At 34.0% G+C, this 14,420-nt stretch carries 16 protein-coding genes; 5 read left to right on the top strand and 11 right to left on the bottom strand.

All coding sequences use genetic code 11. The features are described from left to right. Positions 1–73: 73 nt before the first annotated feature. The 6 genes from dapD to ACFSO7_RS04985 form a co-directional block, all read right to left on the bottom strand. Complete coding sequence (dapD, locus tag ACFSO7_RS05010; protein WP_377875860.1) at positions 74–784, bottom strand: 2,3,4,5-tetrahydropyridine-2,6-dicarboxylate N-acetyltransferase; 711 nt, start codon at positions 782–784, stop codon at positions 74–76. A 75-nt stretch (positions 785–859) separates the two neighbouring features. Continuing rightward, a complete protein-coding gene (locus tag ACFSO7_RS05005; RefSeq protein WP_377875858.1) occupies positions 860–1,744 on the bottom strand; it encodes a transcriptional regulator CcpC in 885 nt (294 codons plus the stop codon). 105 nt (positions 1,745–1,849) lie between these two features. Then, complete coding sequence (gene cbpB, locus ACFSO7_RS05000) at positions 1,850–2,299, bottom strand: cyclic-di-AMP-binding protein CbpB (RefSeq protein WP_377875856.1); 450 nt, start codon at positions 2,297–2,299, stop codon at positions 1,850–1,852. Positions 2,300–2,432: 133 nt separating this feature from the next. After that, positions 2,433–2,666 carry a YkuJ family protein gene (locus ACFSO7_RS04995; RefSeq protein ID WP_377875854.1) on the bottom strand — a complete coding sequence of 78 codons (234 nt, stop codon included), beginning with the start codon at positions 2,664–2,666 and terminating at the stop codon, positions 2,433–2,435. Positions 2,667–2,835: 169 nt separating this feature from the next. After that, positions 2,836–3,402: a DUF3993 domain-containing protein gene (locus tag ACFSO7_RS04990; protein ID WP_377875852.1), complete on the bottom strand. Its 567-nt coding sequence runs from the start codon at positions 3,400–3,402 to the stop codon at positions 2,836–2,838. A gap of 180 nt (positions 3,403–3,582) precedes the next feature. Beyond that, entirely contained in the window at positions 3,583–4,797 is a 1,215-nt protein-coding gene (locus tag ACFSO7_RS04985; protein ID WP_377875850.1) for an EAL domain-containing protein, read from the bottom strand. Between the two features lie 136 nt (positions 4,798–4,933). Here ACFSO7_RS04985 and ACFSO7_RS04980 point away from each other — a divergent pair, with 136 nt between their 5' ends. Further along, positions 4,934–5,731 carry a C39 family peptidase gene (locus tag ACFSO7_RS04980; RefSeq protein ID WP_377875848.1) on the top strand — a complete coding sequence of 266 codons (798 nt, stop codon included), beginning with the start codon at positions 4,934–4,936 and terminating at the stop codon, positions 5,729–5,731. A 44-nt stretch (positions 5,732–5,775) separates the two neighbouring features. On the opposite strand, the gene fadH is transcribed toward ACFSO7_RS04980, so the two are convergent. Continuing rightward, complete coding sequence (fadH, locus tag ACFSO7_RS04975; protein ID WP_377875846.1) at positions 5,776–6,540, bottom strand: 2,4-dienoyl-CoA reductase; 765 nt, start codon at positions 6,538–6,540, stop codon at positions 5,776–5,778. 192 nt (positions 6,541–6,732) lie between these two features. Between fadH and ACFSO7_RS04970 the strand changes: the two genes are divergently transcribed. Then, positions 6,733–7,596, top strand: coding sequence for a metallophosphoesterase (locus ACFSO7_RS04970; protein ID WP_377876455.1), 864 nt, complete (start codon positions 6,733–6,735; stop codon positions 7,594–7,596). Positions 7,597–7,636: 40 nt separating this feature from the next. On the opposite strand, the gene ACFSO7_RS04965 is transcribed toward ACFSO7_RS04970, so the two are convergent. Then, positions 7,637–9,736 (bottom strand): EAL domain-containing protein, encoded by a 2,100-nt coding sequence (locus ACFSO7_RS04965; RefSeq protein ID WP_377875844.1) that lies wholly within the window; start codon positions 9,734–9,736, stop codon positions 7,637–7,639. A 270-nt stretch (positions 9,737–10,006) separates the two neighbouring features. Here ACFSO7_RS04965 and ACFSO7_RS04960 point away from each other — a divergent pair, with 270 nt between their 5' ends. Both ACFSO7_RS04960 and ACFSO7_RS04955 read left to right on the top strand, forming a co-directional pair. Further along, positions 10,007–10,489, top strand: a complete 483-nt coding sequence (locus tag ACFSO7_RS04960) for a YkyB family protein (protein ID WP_377875842.1) — start codon at positions 10,007–10,009, stop codon at positions 10,487–10,489. A gap of 107 nt (positions 10,490–10,596) precedes the next feature. Beyond that, positions 10,597–10,776, top strand: a complete 180-nt coding sequence (locus ACFSO7_RS04955) for an H-type small acid-soluble spore protein (RefSeq protein WP_377875841.1) — start codon at positions 10,597–10,599, stop codon at positions 10,774–10,776. A 228-nt stretch (positions 10,777–11,004) separates the two neighbouring features. Here the strand turns inward: ACFSO7_RS04955 and ACFSO7_RS04950 are convergent, their stop codons facing one another. The 3 genes from ACFSO7_RS04950 to ACFSO7_RS04940 form a co-directional block, all read right to left on the bottom strand. Next, positions 11,005–11,910 carry a chemotaxis protein gene (locus ACFSO7_RS04950; protein ID WP_377875839.1) on the bottom strand — a complete coding sequence of 302 codons (906 nt, stop codon included), beginning with the start codon at positions 11,908–11,910 and terminating at the stop codon, positions 11,005–11,007. Between the two features lie 85 nt (positions 11,911–11,995). Beyond that, a complete protein-coding gene (locus ACFSO7_RS04945) occupies positions 11,996–12,454 on the bottom strand; it encodes a DinB family protein (protein ID WP_377875837.1) in 459 nt (152 codons plus the stop codon). A gap of 112 nt (positions 12,455–12,566) precedes the next feature. Then, complete coding sequence (locus ACFSO7_RS04940; RefSeq protein ID WP_377875835.1) at positions 12,567–13,070, bottom strand: RDD family protein; 504 nt, start codon at positions 13,068–13,070, stop codon at positions 12,567–12,569. A 181-nt stretch (positions 13,071–13,251) separates the two neighbouring features. On the opposite strand from ACFSO7_RS04940, the gene ACFSO7_RS04935 reads away from it, so the two are divergent. Next, on the top strand, positions 13,252–14,412 hold the full coding sequence (locus ACFSO7_RS04935; protein WP_377875833.1) for an aminotransferase A: 1,161 nt from the start codon (positions 13,252–13,254) through the stop codon (positions 14,410–14,412). The last annotated feature ends 8 nt before the right edge of the window (positions 14,413–14,420 follow it).

Raw genomic sequence — 14,420 nt, 5'->3', positions numbered from 1 at the left:
TTCCTCTCCAATTCCCTAAAAAATTAGAAAGAAAGCGTGGAAGAAGGATCTATCCACGCTTTCTCTATTTTTATTATAACTGTCTCAATTCCTGTTTGATTTCAGTCTTAGATTTTGTTTTTTCATCAATTTGTTTAATTACACGTGCAGGTGTTCCTGCTACAACTGTATTTGGTGGAACATCATCAATTACAATAGCACCAGCTGCAACTACTGCACCTTTTCCAACTGTCACACCTTCAAGAACGACTGCATTTGCGCCAATAACCACATCATCTTCTACGATAACAGGTTTTGCTGATGGAGGTTCAATAACTCCCGCCAATACTGTGCCTGCTCCGATATGACAATTCTTTCCTACTGTTGCACGTCCACCTAGAACAACATTCATATCAATCATTGTGCCTTCACCTATGACTGCACCAATATTAATAGATGCACCCATCATAATGACAGCATTATCCCCAATTTCAACTTGATCACGGATGATTGCACCTGGTTCAATACGAGCTTTAATATTTTTCGTATCTAGTAATGGAATGGCTGAGTTACGTCGATCATTTTCCACCACATAGTCTTCAATCTTACTTTTATTTTCTTCAATAGCTGCACTAATTTCAGCCCATTCACCAAAAACGACTCCAGAATTTCCGGTAATAAATGTTTTCGTTTCAGCTCCAAAATTGATGTTTTCGAGATCACCTTTTATGTATACTTTTACAGGTGTTGATTTTTTACTATTTTGAATAAAAGAAATAATTTCATTTGCGTCCATCATTTTCATTATTATAGTCCCCTTAAAGTGGTATTTTCTACATCATACTTTAGCAAACAACTATATCCAAGACAAGCAAAAAATCTAATGTCCTGCGTTCTGTATAAATTCTTGAATTAACTCAACAAATGCTTTCACCTGCTTTAATTCAAATGCAGATTCATATCCTAATAACCAAGTATCACGACTTAATGACTCTCCATTTTCATCTAATAATGGGATTTTAAAAATATTTTTCTCAGCACCATTTAAAGTAATCGCTGGAAGAATTGCATATCCAATTCCATTAAAAGTCATTTGCTTGCATGTTTCAATTTGATCGACGACAACTGTACGCTTTGGTGTTGTTTGAAATTTCCGATGCCACCAATCTTGAATTTCCTGATAATAATTGGAATCGCTTTTAAATTGTATAAAGGGGCGATCTGTTTCTAATACTTGCTCTGGTTTTGTTATTTCAGTATCTACTAAATACAGGCTATCTTTAAACAAATGAATTTTAACACCTTTCCAATCAGGTGTCCCTCGAATGATTCCAATATGAACCTGATCCTCATACATCGCTTTTAATATTTCACTACTCCAGCCGGTAATAAGTGAAATTTTCGCTTGAGGATAACGCTGAATAAACATTTTAAGAACTTGCGGTAACCAATTTTGCCCTACAATGGAGGCAACAGCAATTTTGAGTGTACCATGTACTTCATTTTGCAGGGCGTGGAGTGCTTCACGAACTTCTTCTTCCTTTTGCAATGTTTCATTCACGAAACGAATTACATGTTCCCCAGCAGGGGTTAAAGCTAGTCCTTTTTGAGAACGGATAAAGAGCTTTGTTCCCCATTCCTTTTCGATATTTTGAAGTCGCTGTGATAGTGCTGGTTGTGACACGAATAGACGCTCAGCTGCCTTCCTCATGTTCATTTCCTGAGCTAAAACGGTTAAAAGTTGAAATTCCGATAGAGAAGACATATGCACCTCTTTATAAGTTTTTCTTATAGTATATCCTAATGTTTCAACTTTTTCATTATCAGACGAAAAAACCCCACATGTAGCAAGTGGGATTTTCCGTCTTTATTAGGACTTCTTATTTAATTTTCTAGTATGTTGTACTAACTGCTTTAATACAGCTCTTCTTGTTAATATTCCCTCGAAATAACCGTCTTCATTTTCTACACATAGAAAGGGATGGTCTACGAGTAATTCTAAGCTGACTAATAAAGAGCCATTAATCGCTATTCTTGGAATAGCTGGATTCATTACGTTTTCCACACGATTTTTTTCTAATAATTCAAACTCAATACGCTCAAGACCTAAAATGGAATCCAGCACAACAGGAGTACTTATTAATCCCTTTAACTTGTATTCTGAATTCAAAACAGGTATAGCCGTGTATCCACTTTTAGTTAAAACTAGTAAAGCATGTTCGAGCGTGTTGCCAACTTGCACATGCGCCACTCTTTCAGATGGGATCATCAAATCTTGAATGTTGATTTCTAAGAATTCTCCACTATGAAGACTAATCATTCAAAAACTCCTCAATATTTGAATATGATGTCTTCATTTTATCATAATTTTTTAGATATGGGGCATAATAGCTTAATTAGGCCATGCCATTGTCTTAATAAAATTGAAAAAGAGACCGTTTAAGGTCTCTCACTTATTGAATTAAATCAAAAATTTCAATTGTAATCATATCAATGTTATCAAATTGATAACGCTTCGGTTTTTCTTTTTCAAAGTATACTTCTAATTCAAAGGTTTCTGTTTTAGGGTGAAAAGTGACTTGACATTTTCTTTCCCCATTCACTTCGAAATATCTTTGGCTTGATTCTCCATTCGCTTGTTCTTGGAGGTTTTTTAATCTTGTTAAAATCCCTTGAAGCTGTGACATACTCTCTCTCCTTTCAGAACGAAACACTACTCATAGGTTTCTCTATTAACATGTTTCTATTCTAGTAAAACTCTTTCAAGTTTTTCCATTAAATACATGCCAATATAAACAGAATAAAATAACTATGTGTGTTTGTACAAGAAAAATTATGAGAAGAGAGATATTTTTTTTATAATAGCAGAGTAAATCTATCGTTTATTCGTCTTTCAAATTGGGCAATTACCTGATTTTCAGCTTTATCTATAATCTTCTGTGGAATATCATTATACAGATATTTGGAAATTTTCCACTCACCTTCTATTTTTTCAATCAATATCCCCTCATAATGATCTTCATAACCTACCGGCCCTTCATTATTTTTTGGAAAGTACTCAAATAAATAAATTTGACTTTGTTCGATTACAATATTTGTATTAGATGAGAATCGATGATAAGGAATATAATATTGCCCAAAATCGGTACCATAGGTTGTAAATTTACCATTTTCTTCAAAAATGTTTGAATCTAAAAAACTTCGTTTATAATCATTAGAAAAATATGGATCCAGGATGAAATCAATTTCGTCCATACTCCGATCCATTTCACTTAAAGAGCTTTGTGCAAAATAAGCATTCTCCATAAATTTTAAAATGTCCTCTCGATTGGTTAATTGAATGTCGGTCGCCATTGGGGAAATTGGAATGATCATCATTACAAGTATTGCAACTAATAAGCTTATCACATATTTTTTCCACATGATTGTTCCCCCTCATTTTGTTTAATGTATTTATTTTATCAACAAAATTGTCCATTCAGCCGATGAATCATTCGTAAAATAATGGCAGCATTTGACATAAATAAACTTGTATAGCCCTTTATTTACCCTATTTGACAAAATATATAATCAAACAAAAAAAGAGCCGTGATTAAACGACTCTTAAAATTTTAATTGCTCATATAAATAATCATAGCTAATATCAATAAACAAAAAATCACTCTCATTTAATGGATAGGAGAAGGTGCGAATCAACTCTCCTATTTCAATATCACTATAAAGATCAGATAGGATACCCTTTTGCTCTTTCATCATATAAATGATATTTTCAAGAAAAAATGGCCTCCAACTCCAATTTTTATTTATATAGTCCTCCTGTAATACCCAAGAATTCTTTTCTTTAAATATATTCGCTGATTTTTGAAAACCATCCTCGTCACAAACATATAAGCGAAAGGCGATATCATCAAACTCTTTACTAAAATTCATGAGCCAATCATCATAAGAATCCGTTTTTTTATTTTTAGCTAATACCAATTGCAGTTTAGCTTGAAGTAAATTTCTCATTTCAATCAATGAGACAAGATTCTTTTTCTCATAAGTAATGAATTCATGAATTTCTTCTCTTAATCGACTTTTTAAAATGGATCTATCAACAAATTGTTCGGATGGTTTCTGTAAATAATAACCTTGATAAAAACGGCCCCCATTTTTCCAGGCAAATTGAAGCTGATAAACCATCTCAATATTTTCAAACAATAATGTAGCTCCAATTTTTCTCGCTAACATAGATAATGTGAATAAAACATCTTGAAATGCTCTTGAAGTTTCTGTTGATTTCAATGCTTTTAAATCCACTTTAATAATATCGGGGGCGATTTGTCCAATTCTTTCCAATTGTCCATTTTGATCATTTCCGATCTTATCCATCGCAATTTTCATTCCATATGTCCTATAGTACGTCAATAGATGATCTAAATGATCAATATCTCCTTGATCAAGTCCTCCTGATATTTCTAATATATAGCGGGCCATTTTCACACCTAATTTTTCATACTCGATTAAAAGGTTAAGAAAACTTTCGTCATCGTCATGTAAAAGTAATTTAGCATTTCGATTAATGAACAACAGAACATCATCATCTAAATCTAATGATAATTGTAATGCTTTTCTTAATACCTCATTATCAACAAGAATTCGATATTCCTCAGGTACTTGTTCATCCTCAAAAAATGATCCAATACTAATAATTCCTTCTGAACTTCGATATCTTCCAAATATTTCGTAACCAATAATTCGATGTTCATCCGCATTAAAGATTGCCTGAAAATACGGAAAGACATTTTCTAAGTCAGTTATAATATCCAATGCATCCATAAAGGCCTCCCTATTCCCAACCGATATTTCCCAGTTGCTTCTATCACATCATTTATCACATCCTGCCATTAAAAAGCTAATGTAATTTGTGACTTTAAACAAAAACTATAAAAGCAGACAGAAAGGATGTGTTCTAATGAAAAAGATCCATTTTTTTGCTGCGATCTTTCCATTACTTGTCTGTAGTCATGTTACTGCAAAGGTATCGCATGCTACTATCATAAACGATTATTATATAAATGGTGTACATTCTCATACAGAAAATTGGTTCACTGAATATTTGCTTGGGCAAAATCTACCACTTAAGGATAAACCTGTAGAAGTTATTTCTCAAACAAAATTGATTGATGTCCCATTAATTAAACAGAATCCAGAACTAAGATACGGATGTGAAGTAACGAGTTTAACTATGGTCTTAAATTATGCAGGTGTGAAAGTGAACAAAATGGAGTTGTATAGGAAGGTAAAAAAAGATGGTGATCCAATCATACGGTCACAAAAAGGAGATATCCTCCGATGGGGAGATCCACATGAAGGTTTTGTGGGGGACATGACTGGTAGAAATGGAAAAGCTGGTTATGCTGTTTTTGATCAACCTATTGTGCAATTAATGAATGAGTATATACCAGACAGAGTGGTGAATTTAACAAATCAACCTTTTGATAAAGTGCTAGCCCACGTTTCAAAAGGATATCCAGTAGTTATTTGGACAACTGGGGATTATCGCCTACCTGATCGTTGGGAATCATGGAAACATGGGAACCATACCATCAAAACTCCATTAGACCTACATGTTGTCGTCTTAGTGGGATATGATTCACAATTTGTTTATTTAAATGACCCACTATCAGGAAGGAAAAATGTAAAAGTAAACAAGCAACAGTTTATTCAATCCTGGAAAGCTTTGAAGTCTCGAGCAGTAAGTTATGAATGAATAGAAAAGAAGGAGAACCATGAAACGTGGTCTCCTTCCGAAAATTAAAATGGATATTGATTAAGCCATTGACCTCCATCCATTGTAATACACTCTCCATTAATATACGAAGCTTGTTCTGAAAAAATAAAAGCGGCTAAACCAGCAATTTCTTCTGGAGTACCTAACCGACCAAGCGGAACACTTTTCAATGTTCGCTTTGCGGCTTCTTCTGATTCCCAAAGCTTCTCCGCCCCACCTGTACGCTCAATTGGGCCAGGAGCAATAGCGTTAACAGTAATTCCATATCGTCTGCCCCACTCAACTGCTAAAGTTCTCGTCAATGAAAGTACTCCTGCTTTTGCTGCTGCTGAATGAATGACACCTGCACCTGCATTCCATGCATAAGTAGCAACAATATTGATCATTCTTCCTTTTATCCCTTTTCCGATCCAATATTTACCTATTTCACTACTGCAATAAAATGTCCCATTTAATACAATGTCTATTACCGAATTCCAACCATTTACACTTAGCTTTTCAGCTGGACAGATAAAGTTCCCTGCTGCATTGTTCACTAAAAAATCGATCGTTCCAAATTTTTCATCTGTTTCTTGGACCATTCGTATGACATCTTCTATTTTACGTACATCCATCGTCACACTTAATATTTGGCCTGGGACTATCTCGATTTCAGCTTTCGCAGCCTCAAGTTTATCGATGTTTCTTCCAGTAATTACTACATTAGCACCTTTTTTAGCAAACTCCTTTGCCATATATTTTCCCATTCCACTTGAACCACCAGTAACGATGACGACTTTTCCGTTCATTTTATTCCCCTCCGCAAATGAATCATTATTCATTTATTATTGTATCATATTTTGGGAATTTTCGAATAATTACACTTAAGAAACTTACACTTGATTCAGTTAGAAAAAACTGTTTATTATTTGTACTTCTTTTTCAAACATTTCTTTGTTAGTATTAAAGAGATAATGGAGGATAGGTTGGTAGAAATACTTATGGCTAAAAAGGTCTCAAGAAGGAGTTTTATAAAAAAAACGATAGGATCCGTACTTACAATGATTGGAACGGGGTATGGTGGATACTTCTATGCCCATCAAATCGAACCAAGGTTATTGAAGGTAGCTTCCCATTCAATAACTCACACAGATATCCCAAGTAGTTTCAATGGCTTTAAAATTGTTCAATTTAGCGATACTCATCTTGGATTTCAATATAATTTAGATCAGTTTAAGAAAATGCTTAATCAAATCAATCAACTTCAGCCAGATGTCATTTTTTTCACTGGTGATTTAATGGACGCTCCTAATCAGTATCCCTACGCTGAAGAAATCATTCCACTATTAAAAAACTTACAAGCACCATTTGGGAAATATGCAATCTATGGAAATCATGATCATGGGGGCTACGGTTCAGATATATATAAAAATATCATGGACCAATCTGAATTTACGTTATTATTAAATCAATCTGAACAAATATCCATGGTTGATAAAAGTCGAATTCATATAATTGGTTTGGATGACGCAATGCTAGGTAAACCAAACTTTTCAAAAGCTTTTCATCAAATCCCAAGTAATGAATATAAAATTTTACTATCTCATGCCCCAGACCTTGCTGACGAGGCAGTTAAATACAATGTACAAATACAATTAAGCGGACATAGTCATGGGGGACAAATAAAAATCCCATTTGTTGGAGCCCTTATTACACCACCATTTGCAAAAAAATATGTTGAAGGCTTCTATGAGATTGAAAATCTACTTCTATATGTGAATCGTGGAATTGGAACAACCCGCCTCCCCTTTCGTTTCCTTTCCAAACCGGAAATAACAATGTTCACCTTATCTAATACAAATTAATAAGGAAGGATGTAAATTGCTTAATACATCCTTCCTTTTATTATTTTCCCACTAAAAATTCTCTTTCAATTTCATTCGCTTGCAAAGGTTTTGAGAAATAGAATCCTTGGACTTTTTGACATTCTGCTTTCAACAAAAATTCTACTTGTTCTTTATACTCTACTCCTTCCGCGATAACCTCAAGTCCTAGACTTCTACCTAAATGGATGATTGTACTGGTAATAGCCGCATCTTTTTCATTATGAAGAATATCTTTTACAAATGACTGATCAATTTTCAATACATCAATTGGAAATTGTTTTAAATAACTTAATGAAGAATAACCTGTCCCGAAATCATCTACTGAAATTGATACTCCTAACTTCTTTAACTTCTTCAATATAGGAATCGTTTCTTTTTTATCTCCCATTGCACCTTCCGTTATTTCAATTTCTAAGGTAGAAGGGCTAATTTGAAAGTTTTCAATCATTGTTTTGATTGTATTTACAAGATTTGATTGCTGAAATTGTATTGGTGAAATATTAATTGCAATTCGAATATCGTTAAATCCTTTATCATTCCAACTTCTTATTTGTCTACAGGCCGTTTCAATTACCCAATTCCCAATTGGAATGATTAATCCTGTATCTTCAGCAAGTGGAATAAATTCACCTGGAGAAATAAACCCAAGCTCCGCACAATTCCATCTTAATAAAGCTTCAAAGCTATTTACTGCAGTGGTCGATAGATCAATTTGTGGCTGATAGTAAAGGGTTAGCTCGTCTTTTTCAATCGCTTTACGTAAATGAGTCTCTAAGGAAACAATATTATTTATAGATGAATTCATATCCGAACGATAAAATTGATAATGTGCCTTCCCCCTTTCTTTTACACGAAAGAGAGCTTCATCAGCGTTTTTAATTAATGTCTCGGAATCTTCTCCATCAAACGGAAACATACTAATCCCGATACTTGGTGTTATATAGTATTCTTGGGATTGGATATAAAAGGAATTCGTGAAGTTCGCTAAAATCCTTTCAGCAAAACGGGCTGCGTCCGAGCGATTAGTATGACATAGTAACAACATAAATTCATCGCCACCCTGCCGATATACCTTTGTGTCATTCACTTTCATACTTGATAGCCTTCTAGCCACACTCTTTAAAATTTCATCTCCAATGAGATGTCCTAATGTATCATTCAAATATTTAAAGCGATCCAAATCAATCGTCAATAAGGCAAATTCTCTATTTGATTGTTTAGCTAAGAGAATTTCTTCTTGCAAATGATCTAGTAATGAACGTCTGTTAAATAGCCCTGTTAATTGATCATGAAAGGCCATGTATTTTATGTTCTCGGCATGTTTTGCTTGTTCGGAAATATCACGAATGATTACGTAAATACCTTTAATTTCATTAAAAATAACGATCGGAACCGTTTTAATATGTACCGTAAGTAGATTCTTACTTCGATGAAGAAAACGGCAATCCATAGACTCAAGTGAATATCCTTTTCGTGATTGATCTAACAAATCTTTAAAGCTAACCAAATCTCCTTCTGAAATCAAATCAAATATAGACATATTCATTTTATCGTTCTCGTATCCTGCTAACTGATGTGCAGCTGGATTGGATTCTAATATATTCCCATCCAAATCGATGGAAAATATAGCATCAAGATTGTGATCAACAATGGATCGGTAATGTTGCTCACTTTCAATTAAACGATTTTTCTCTATTAAGTTTTCTGTTACATCACGAGTAATCGATACAACATATTGGATTTTTCCATCCATATCTTTAACTGGAGTTAAGATTGATTCACCAAACACACTTTTTCCATTTTCCAGCAGAATTTCATCTGAGAAAACGTTAGTCACTTCAGATGAAATTAGATTTTCATACTCCCGCTGCAAGTAGATTGCCCTTTCAGGTGCCATGACTTCCTCTATTTGTCGTCCAATTGAATCTTTAGGAATACCAGCTTTATTCAAGCCAGATTCATTGGCAAACATGTATCTAAATTTTGGCCCATCTTCAACCTTCATAATAAAAACCATATCTTTTACATGACGGAAGATAATATCAATTATCATTTTCTCCATCTTACTTTCCAAATGAAAATTGATAAATTCGGAAGCAAGAATCTCTTTTTTATCCATCAAACCATCCTTTGAATAACGTCTACAATAAAATTATATATTTATGTTATCGTCAATTTAAGAAAAAAATTCATTTCCATTATACTAGTAAAATTTTCTTAACTCCATTTTACCTATTATAAATAATTTGAAAAGTAAAATATTTTAAATCCCATTAGTTTTACTATGTTCCCTACTTTGGTCCTATTAGTTTTCTAATAAAAAGGAAGATTGTTGTATTATTTTCATTTTTATTTTAGTGAAAAAAAGATATAATAGAATAAATAGATAATGAAAGGAGTTACACTTGTGGATAGGAAACCAAAAAACCCCCAATTAATCGAACCAACTATTAGCAACCTCTCTCAGGCGATCTTCACTGTGAACCGACATGCCAAAACCGCACCAAATCCAAAACAACTTTATACATTAAAGCATGAAGCTTTAAAGAAAATGATTAAAGAAGGCAAAGCCAAAAAGGTAGGTCTTCATTTTTCACAGAATCCAAGAAATAGTCAACAACGCTCAGATGTATTAGTGGTTTGTGATCAATATACCTTTCACATCCCCCCTATTAAAACAGATTTCATAGAACTTCCTCACCTTGGTAAGCTTGATGAGAGCATTCGAAATCCAAAATCTACTCTTTCATTAAATCTGGCTAAAACCCTTTTACAAACTTATACTGGCATAAAAGATCCTGATCAAAGTAAAAATAAACCCCATAAACCTTTCAACAAACCGGTGTTTAAAAAATTAGGTGAAAGTTATTAAAACCTGTCCATTGAGAACAGGTTTTTTAAATGGATTAAAATATACTATGTATAATTTTTCATCTGAATAAGAAACTAATGTGGAATTTTAAAATAGAGGTGATTGTATTGGATATTAAACGAGTGAAACAAATCTTATCTTCATCTGCAGATATAGAGGTAAAGTACCACGGAACATCTGTATGGATTGATCAAATAAATGAAGATGGTCAAACAGCGACTGTACATTTACGTGGACCATTAGAGGAACGTACAAATGTTAATATTTCTGAACTAATTGAAGGATAAGAACAAAATGTGTATGCACCTTGATTAGCCCTGACAAGCAAATGCTTCGCCACCTATAAAGTCGATCTTTGACTTATTGGGTGGCGAAGCATTTGACCTCGAGGGGCTAGGACGCTTGCGCTGGATTACGAAAAACTCCTTCAGAGTTGAACACAACTTATAAAACTATAATTTCCTTAGCTATAAAGGTAAAAAATGACGTGTTAACCACGTCATTTTCCCTTGAGTTTAAAGAATATATTTATCAATAGTTAATACTAATTCAGCAATTTCGGGCTTACTTACTTGATGTTCAGCCCCAACGACTTCCCCTTTATGTCTTAAATCATCTGTAATTAAGGATGAGAAAATAATAACGGGCAACTTCTTTAATTGTGGATGCTCTTTAATTCTCTTTGTTAAATGGTGTCCATCCATCTGGGGCATTTCTATATCTGTAATAACTAGTTGAATTTCCTTTGTAATATCTTTTCCTGCCTCAGCAATGCCTTCAAGATAATTAAATGCATCTTTCCCATTTTCAAAGAACTCTACTTGATGAAATCCCGCTTCTGATAAAGTATCAAATAATAGTTTTCTTAATAACGGCGAGTCTTCAGCAACAAGTAAGCGTTTATGTGAGCGCTCCCTAGGACCAAGTTTTTTAACTTGTTGTACATTAATACCAGATTCCGGATTGATGTCGACAACGATTTTTTCAAAATCAAGTAAGAGAACCATTTCTCCTCTTAATTTCACAACACCAATCACCTGACTATTATGACCTTGGTACATTTCGGATGGCTTCTCAATTTCTTGCCATGAAATTCGATGAATTTGAGTGACCGAATGAACATGGAAAACGATTTTTTGTTTATTGAACTCGGCTACTATATATTTATCATCTTCTGGTCTAGTCGACGGTGGTAGCCCAAGAGATTGGGCTACATTTATGACCGGTAAAACTTCTCCCCTAAGTTCAATTATACCTTCTACATTCGGGTGTGCATGAGGAATAAAGGTGACCGGTACCGGATGAATTATTTCTTTTACTTTAATTACATTAATTCCAAATTTACTATTACCAATGCTGAATTCCACAATCTCAAGTTCATTCGTTCCACTTTCTAATAAAATTCCTTTGTTGTTATCCATTATAGAGCCCTTCTTTCATTCATTCCTTATTCTATTAATATACCACGAAAGACCACTTCTACTATAAAGGAATTTTTATGACAATTTAATAAACTGCATCAATTATTTGTTTATGATGATGTTGATCATGCCCGATAAAATCAATAAAATATTCCCCGATTGTTAAAGTATGATCCCCAATTGAAAATGCGATAGAGAGGCTTTCTTCATCGTATTGATCAATTAATTGATAGTATTGTTGCCTAACTTCTATAATCTCCTTAATTAATTGTTCTTTCGTTATACCACTATGTGCATATTCTCTAGCAGAATCATTTACTTGTTGAAAATTTGGATAGCGATCAAGTTGGGCACCTTGAGCAAAATATGGGAATCTCTCATTTAAAGAATATTTATCCCAAAAGAGTAAATGAGCGACGATAGCTGCGGTCGACCATTTCCCTTCAGCAATTGGTTCAAACCATTTCGTATCATCCAATTTGTTTAATGATTGCAGCCACTCTTGAAAACTTTCATAGTGTTTTTTTATTTCAATGAGATTCATTTATTTGTACCCCCTCTTCCTTTATCAGTTAATAATTCCACAAATAATGTAAAAAAACCTTTTTATAAATAAAAAAACACTGCTGAATTAACGATTCAGTAGTGTCTTCTGATTATTTCTTTAGCACTAGTGTTCCAGCGATGAGATCATGAAGTGCCTGTTTTTTTTCAGTGAATGCCGCCACGATATAACCAATCATGAATATACCAGAAAGAAAGGCCATTGCTAAGTATCGGCCCAAACCTCGCCAAAAAGAAATTCGATTTCCCTTTAAATCTGTCACAACTAGACCAATTAATTTCTTTCCAATCGTTGCTTGCCATTTAGATGAATGCATTCCTGCAAAATAGATGACGGTAAGCAATATACTAATTAAAATGGAAAGCAAGTAAGCCCCTAGGAAAGCAAAAGCTTCTTGATCAGTCATTTCCGCTTCTAAGTAAGCAGGGTCTGTGAATGACTCAAAACCGACTGTTGCACCAAATGCCCCAAAAAATACGATCAAAATAATGATTGTTGCTGGAATTCCTATAATAATACTATCTAATAAATAGGCCGCAAAGCGAATCCAAAATCCAGCATACTCCCTTTTTTGCTCTTGAAATTGTTCTTCCATTTTGTTTCCTCCCCGTGCAAATTCTTACTAATTATAACATCATATAATCTTTTTCTCTTCATGCTTCGTTTGAAATCTTAATCATTTTGAAAAAGATGCAAATCTTCTTCTTATAATATGAATTTTAATGATTCTTCATGATAGAATAGTGATATAAATATGTGAAAAGGGTTGAAACAAAATGGAACATTTAATTAATTCTAAAGTTAAGGATATCGAAATATCGGGAATTCGCAAATTTTTCAATCTTGTTTCTGGAACAAAAGATATGATCTCCCTTACAATTGGACAACCAGACTTTCCTACCCCTTTACATGTGAAAGAAGCTGGAAAAAAGGCAATTGATAATGATTTTACTACATATACTCATAATGCTGGAACAATTGAACTGAGAAGAGCTGCTGCTGATTTTGTTCATACAAAATATAATATTTCCTATAATCCGGAATCAGAGGTAATTGTCACTACTGGGGCTAGTGAGGCTATCGATATTGCATTTCGAACGATTTTAACATCAGGAGTAGAGGCTATCCTACCTGGACCCGTCTATCCAGGCTATGAGCCTATCATCCGCTTATGCGGGGCAACACCTGTTCATGCTGATATTCGCCCATACCAATTTCGGATGACAGCAGATGTTATAAAACCATATCTTACTGATAAAACACGCTGTATCGTCTTACCGTATCCTTCCAATCCGACTGGTGTAAGTCTATCAAAAACGGAATTAAAAGAAATTGCTGATTTAGTAAAGGGAAAAGATATCTTTATATTAGCAGATGAAATATATAGCGAACTTAGTTATGAGCATGAACATTCTTCGATTGCCTCTTTCATTCATGAACAAACGATTGTCATTAATGGACTGTCGAAATCTCATTCAATGACAGGCTGGAGAATCGGTTTGTTATTTGCTCCAGAGCAAATTTCAAAGCATATGTTAAAAGTTCACCAATATAATGTGACATGTGCAACGACCATTTCGCAGGCAGCAGCACTTGAGGCACTTACAAATGGAATAAATGATGCGATTCCAATGAAGAAGGAATACGAAAAAAGAAGAGACTATGTATACAAGCGTTTAGTAACGATGGGACTAGAGGTTATTAAACCGGACGGGGCTTTTTACTTTTTTGTGAAAGCACCTGTAAAACATCTTAATTCATTCGATTTTTGTCTCGATTTAGTTGAAAAAGCGAAATTCGCCGTTGTTCCAGGGAGTGCATTTTCTAAGTATGGCGAGGGCTATTTCCGTTTATCCTATGCCTATTCTATGGAAACATTAACAGAAGGATTAAACCGGTTAGAATCCTACTTAAATTCTAATAAAAATGCCCTATAAAGGGCATT

Source organism: Bacillus sp. CGMCC 1.16607, assembly GCF_042683745.1.
In the GTDB taxonomy this organism is placed as follows: domain Bacteria; phylum Bacillota; class Bacilli; order Bacillales; family Cytobacillaceae; genus Pseudoneobacillus.
This window is presented reverse-complemented; position numbering and strand designations above follow the sequence as displayed.

Excerpts from the sequence above, each read along its gene's own strand:
- ACFSO7_RS04960 (WP_377875842.1), top strand. The coding sequence starts at position 10,007 with ATGAAAGGAGTTACACTTGTGGATAGGAAACCAAAAAACCCCCAATTA.
- ACFSO7_RS04945 (WP_377875837.1), bottom strand. The coding sequence starts at position 12,454 with ATGAATCTCATTGAAATAAAAAAACACTATGAAAGTTTTCAAGAGTGG.
- ACFSO7_RS04970 (WP_377876455.1), top strand. The coding sequence starts at position 6,733 with ATGGCTAAAAAGGTCTCAAGAAGGAGTTTTATAAAAAAAACGATAGGA.
- ACFSO7_RS04995 (WP_377875854.1), bottom strand. The coding sequence starts at position 2,666 with ATGTCACAGCTTCAAGGGATTTTAACAAGATTAAAAAACCTCCAAGAA.
- cbpB (WP_377875856.1), bottom strand. The coding sequence starts at position 2,299 with ATGATTAGTCTTCATAGTGGAGAATTCTTAGAAATCAACATTCAAGAT.
- ACFSO7_RS04980 (WP_377875848.1), top strand. The coding sequence starts at position 4,934 with ATGAAAAAGATCCATTTTTTTGCTGCGATCTTTCCATTACTTGTCTGT.
- ACFSO7_RS04965 (WP_377875844.1), bottom strand. The coding sequence starts at position 9,736 with ATGGATAAAAAAGAGATTCTTGCTTCCGAATTTATCAATTTTCATTTG.
- dapD (WP_377875860.1), bottom strand. The coding sequence starts at position 784 with ATGAAAATGATGGACGCAAATGAAATTATTTCTTTTATTCAAAATAGT.
- ACFSO7_RS04935 (WP_377875833.1), top strand. The coding sequence starts at position 13,252 with ATGGAACATTTAATTAATTCTAAAGTTAAGGATATCGAAATATCGGGA.
- ACFSO7_RS04985 (WP_377875850.1), bottom strand. The coding sequence starts at position 4,797 with ATGGATGCATTGGATATTATAACTGACTTAGAAAATGTCTTTCCGTAT.
- ACFSO7_RS04990 (WP_377875852.1), bottom strand. The coding sequence starts at position 3,402 with ATGTGGAAAAAATATGTGATAAGCTTATTAGTTGCAATACTTGTAATG.
- ACFSO7_RS04940 (WP_377875835.1), bottom strand. The coding sequence starts at position 13,070 with ATGGAAGAACAATTTCAAGAGCAAAAAAGGGAGTATGCTGGATTTTGG.
- ACFSO7_RS04950 (WP_377875839.1), bottom strand. The coding sequence starts at position 11,910 with ATGGATAACAACAAAGGAATTTTATTAGAAAGTGGAACGAATGAACTT.
- fadH (WP_377875846.1), bottom strand. The coding sequence starts at position 6,540 with ATGAACGGAAAAGTCGTCATCGTTACTGGTGGTTCAAGTGGAATGGGA.
- ACFSO7_RS05005 (WP_377875858.1), bottom strand. The coding sequence starts at position 1,744 with ATGTCTTCTCTATCGGAATTTCAACTTTTAACCGTTTTAGCTCAGGAA.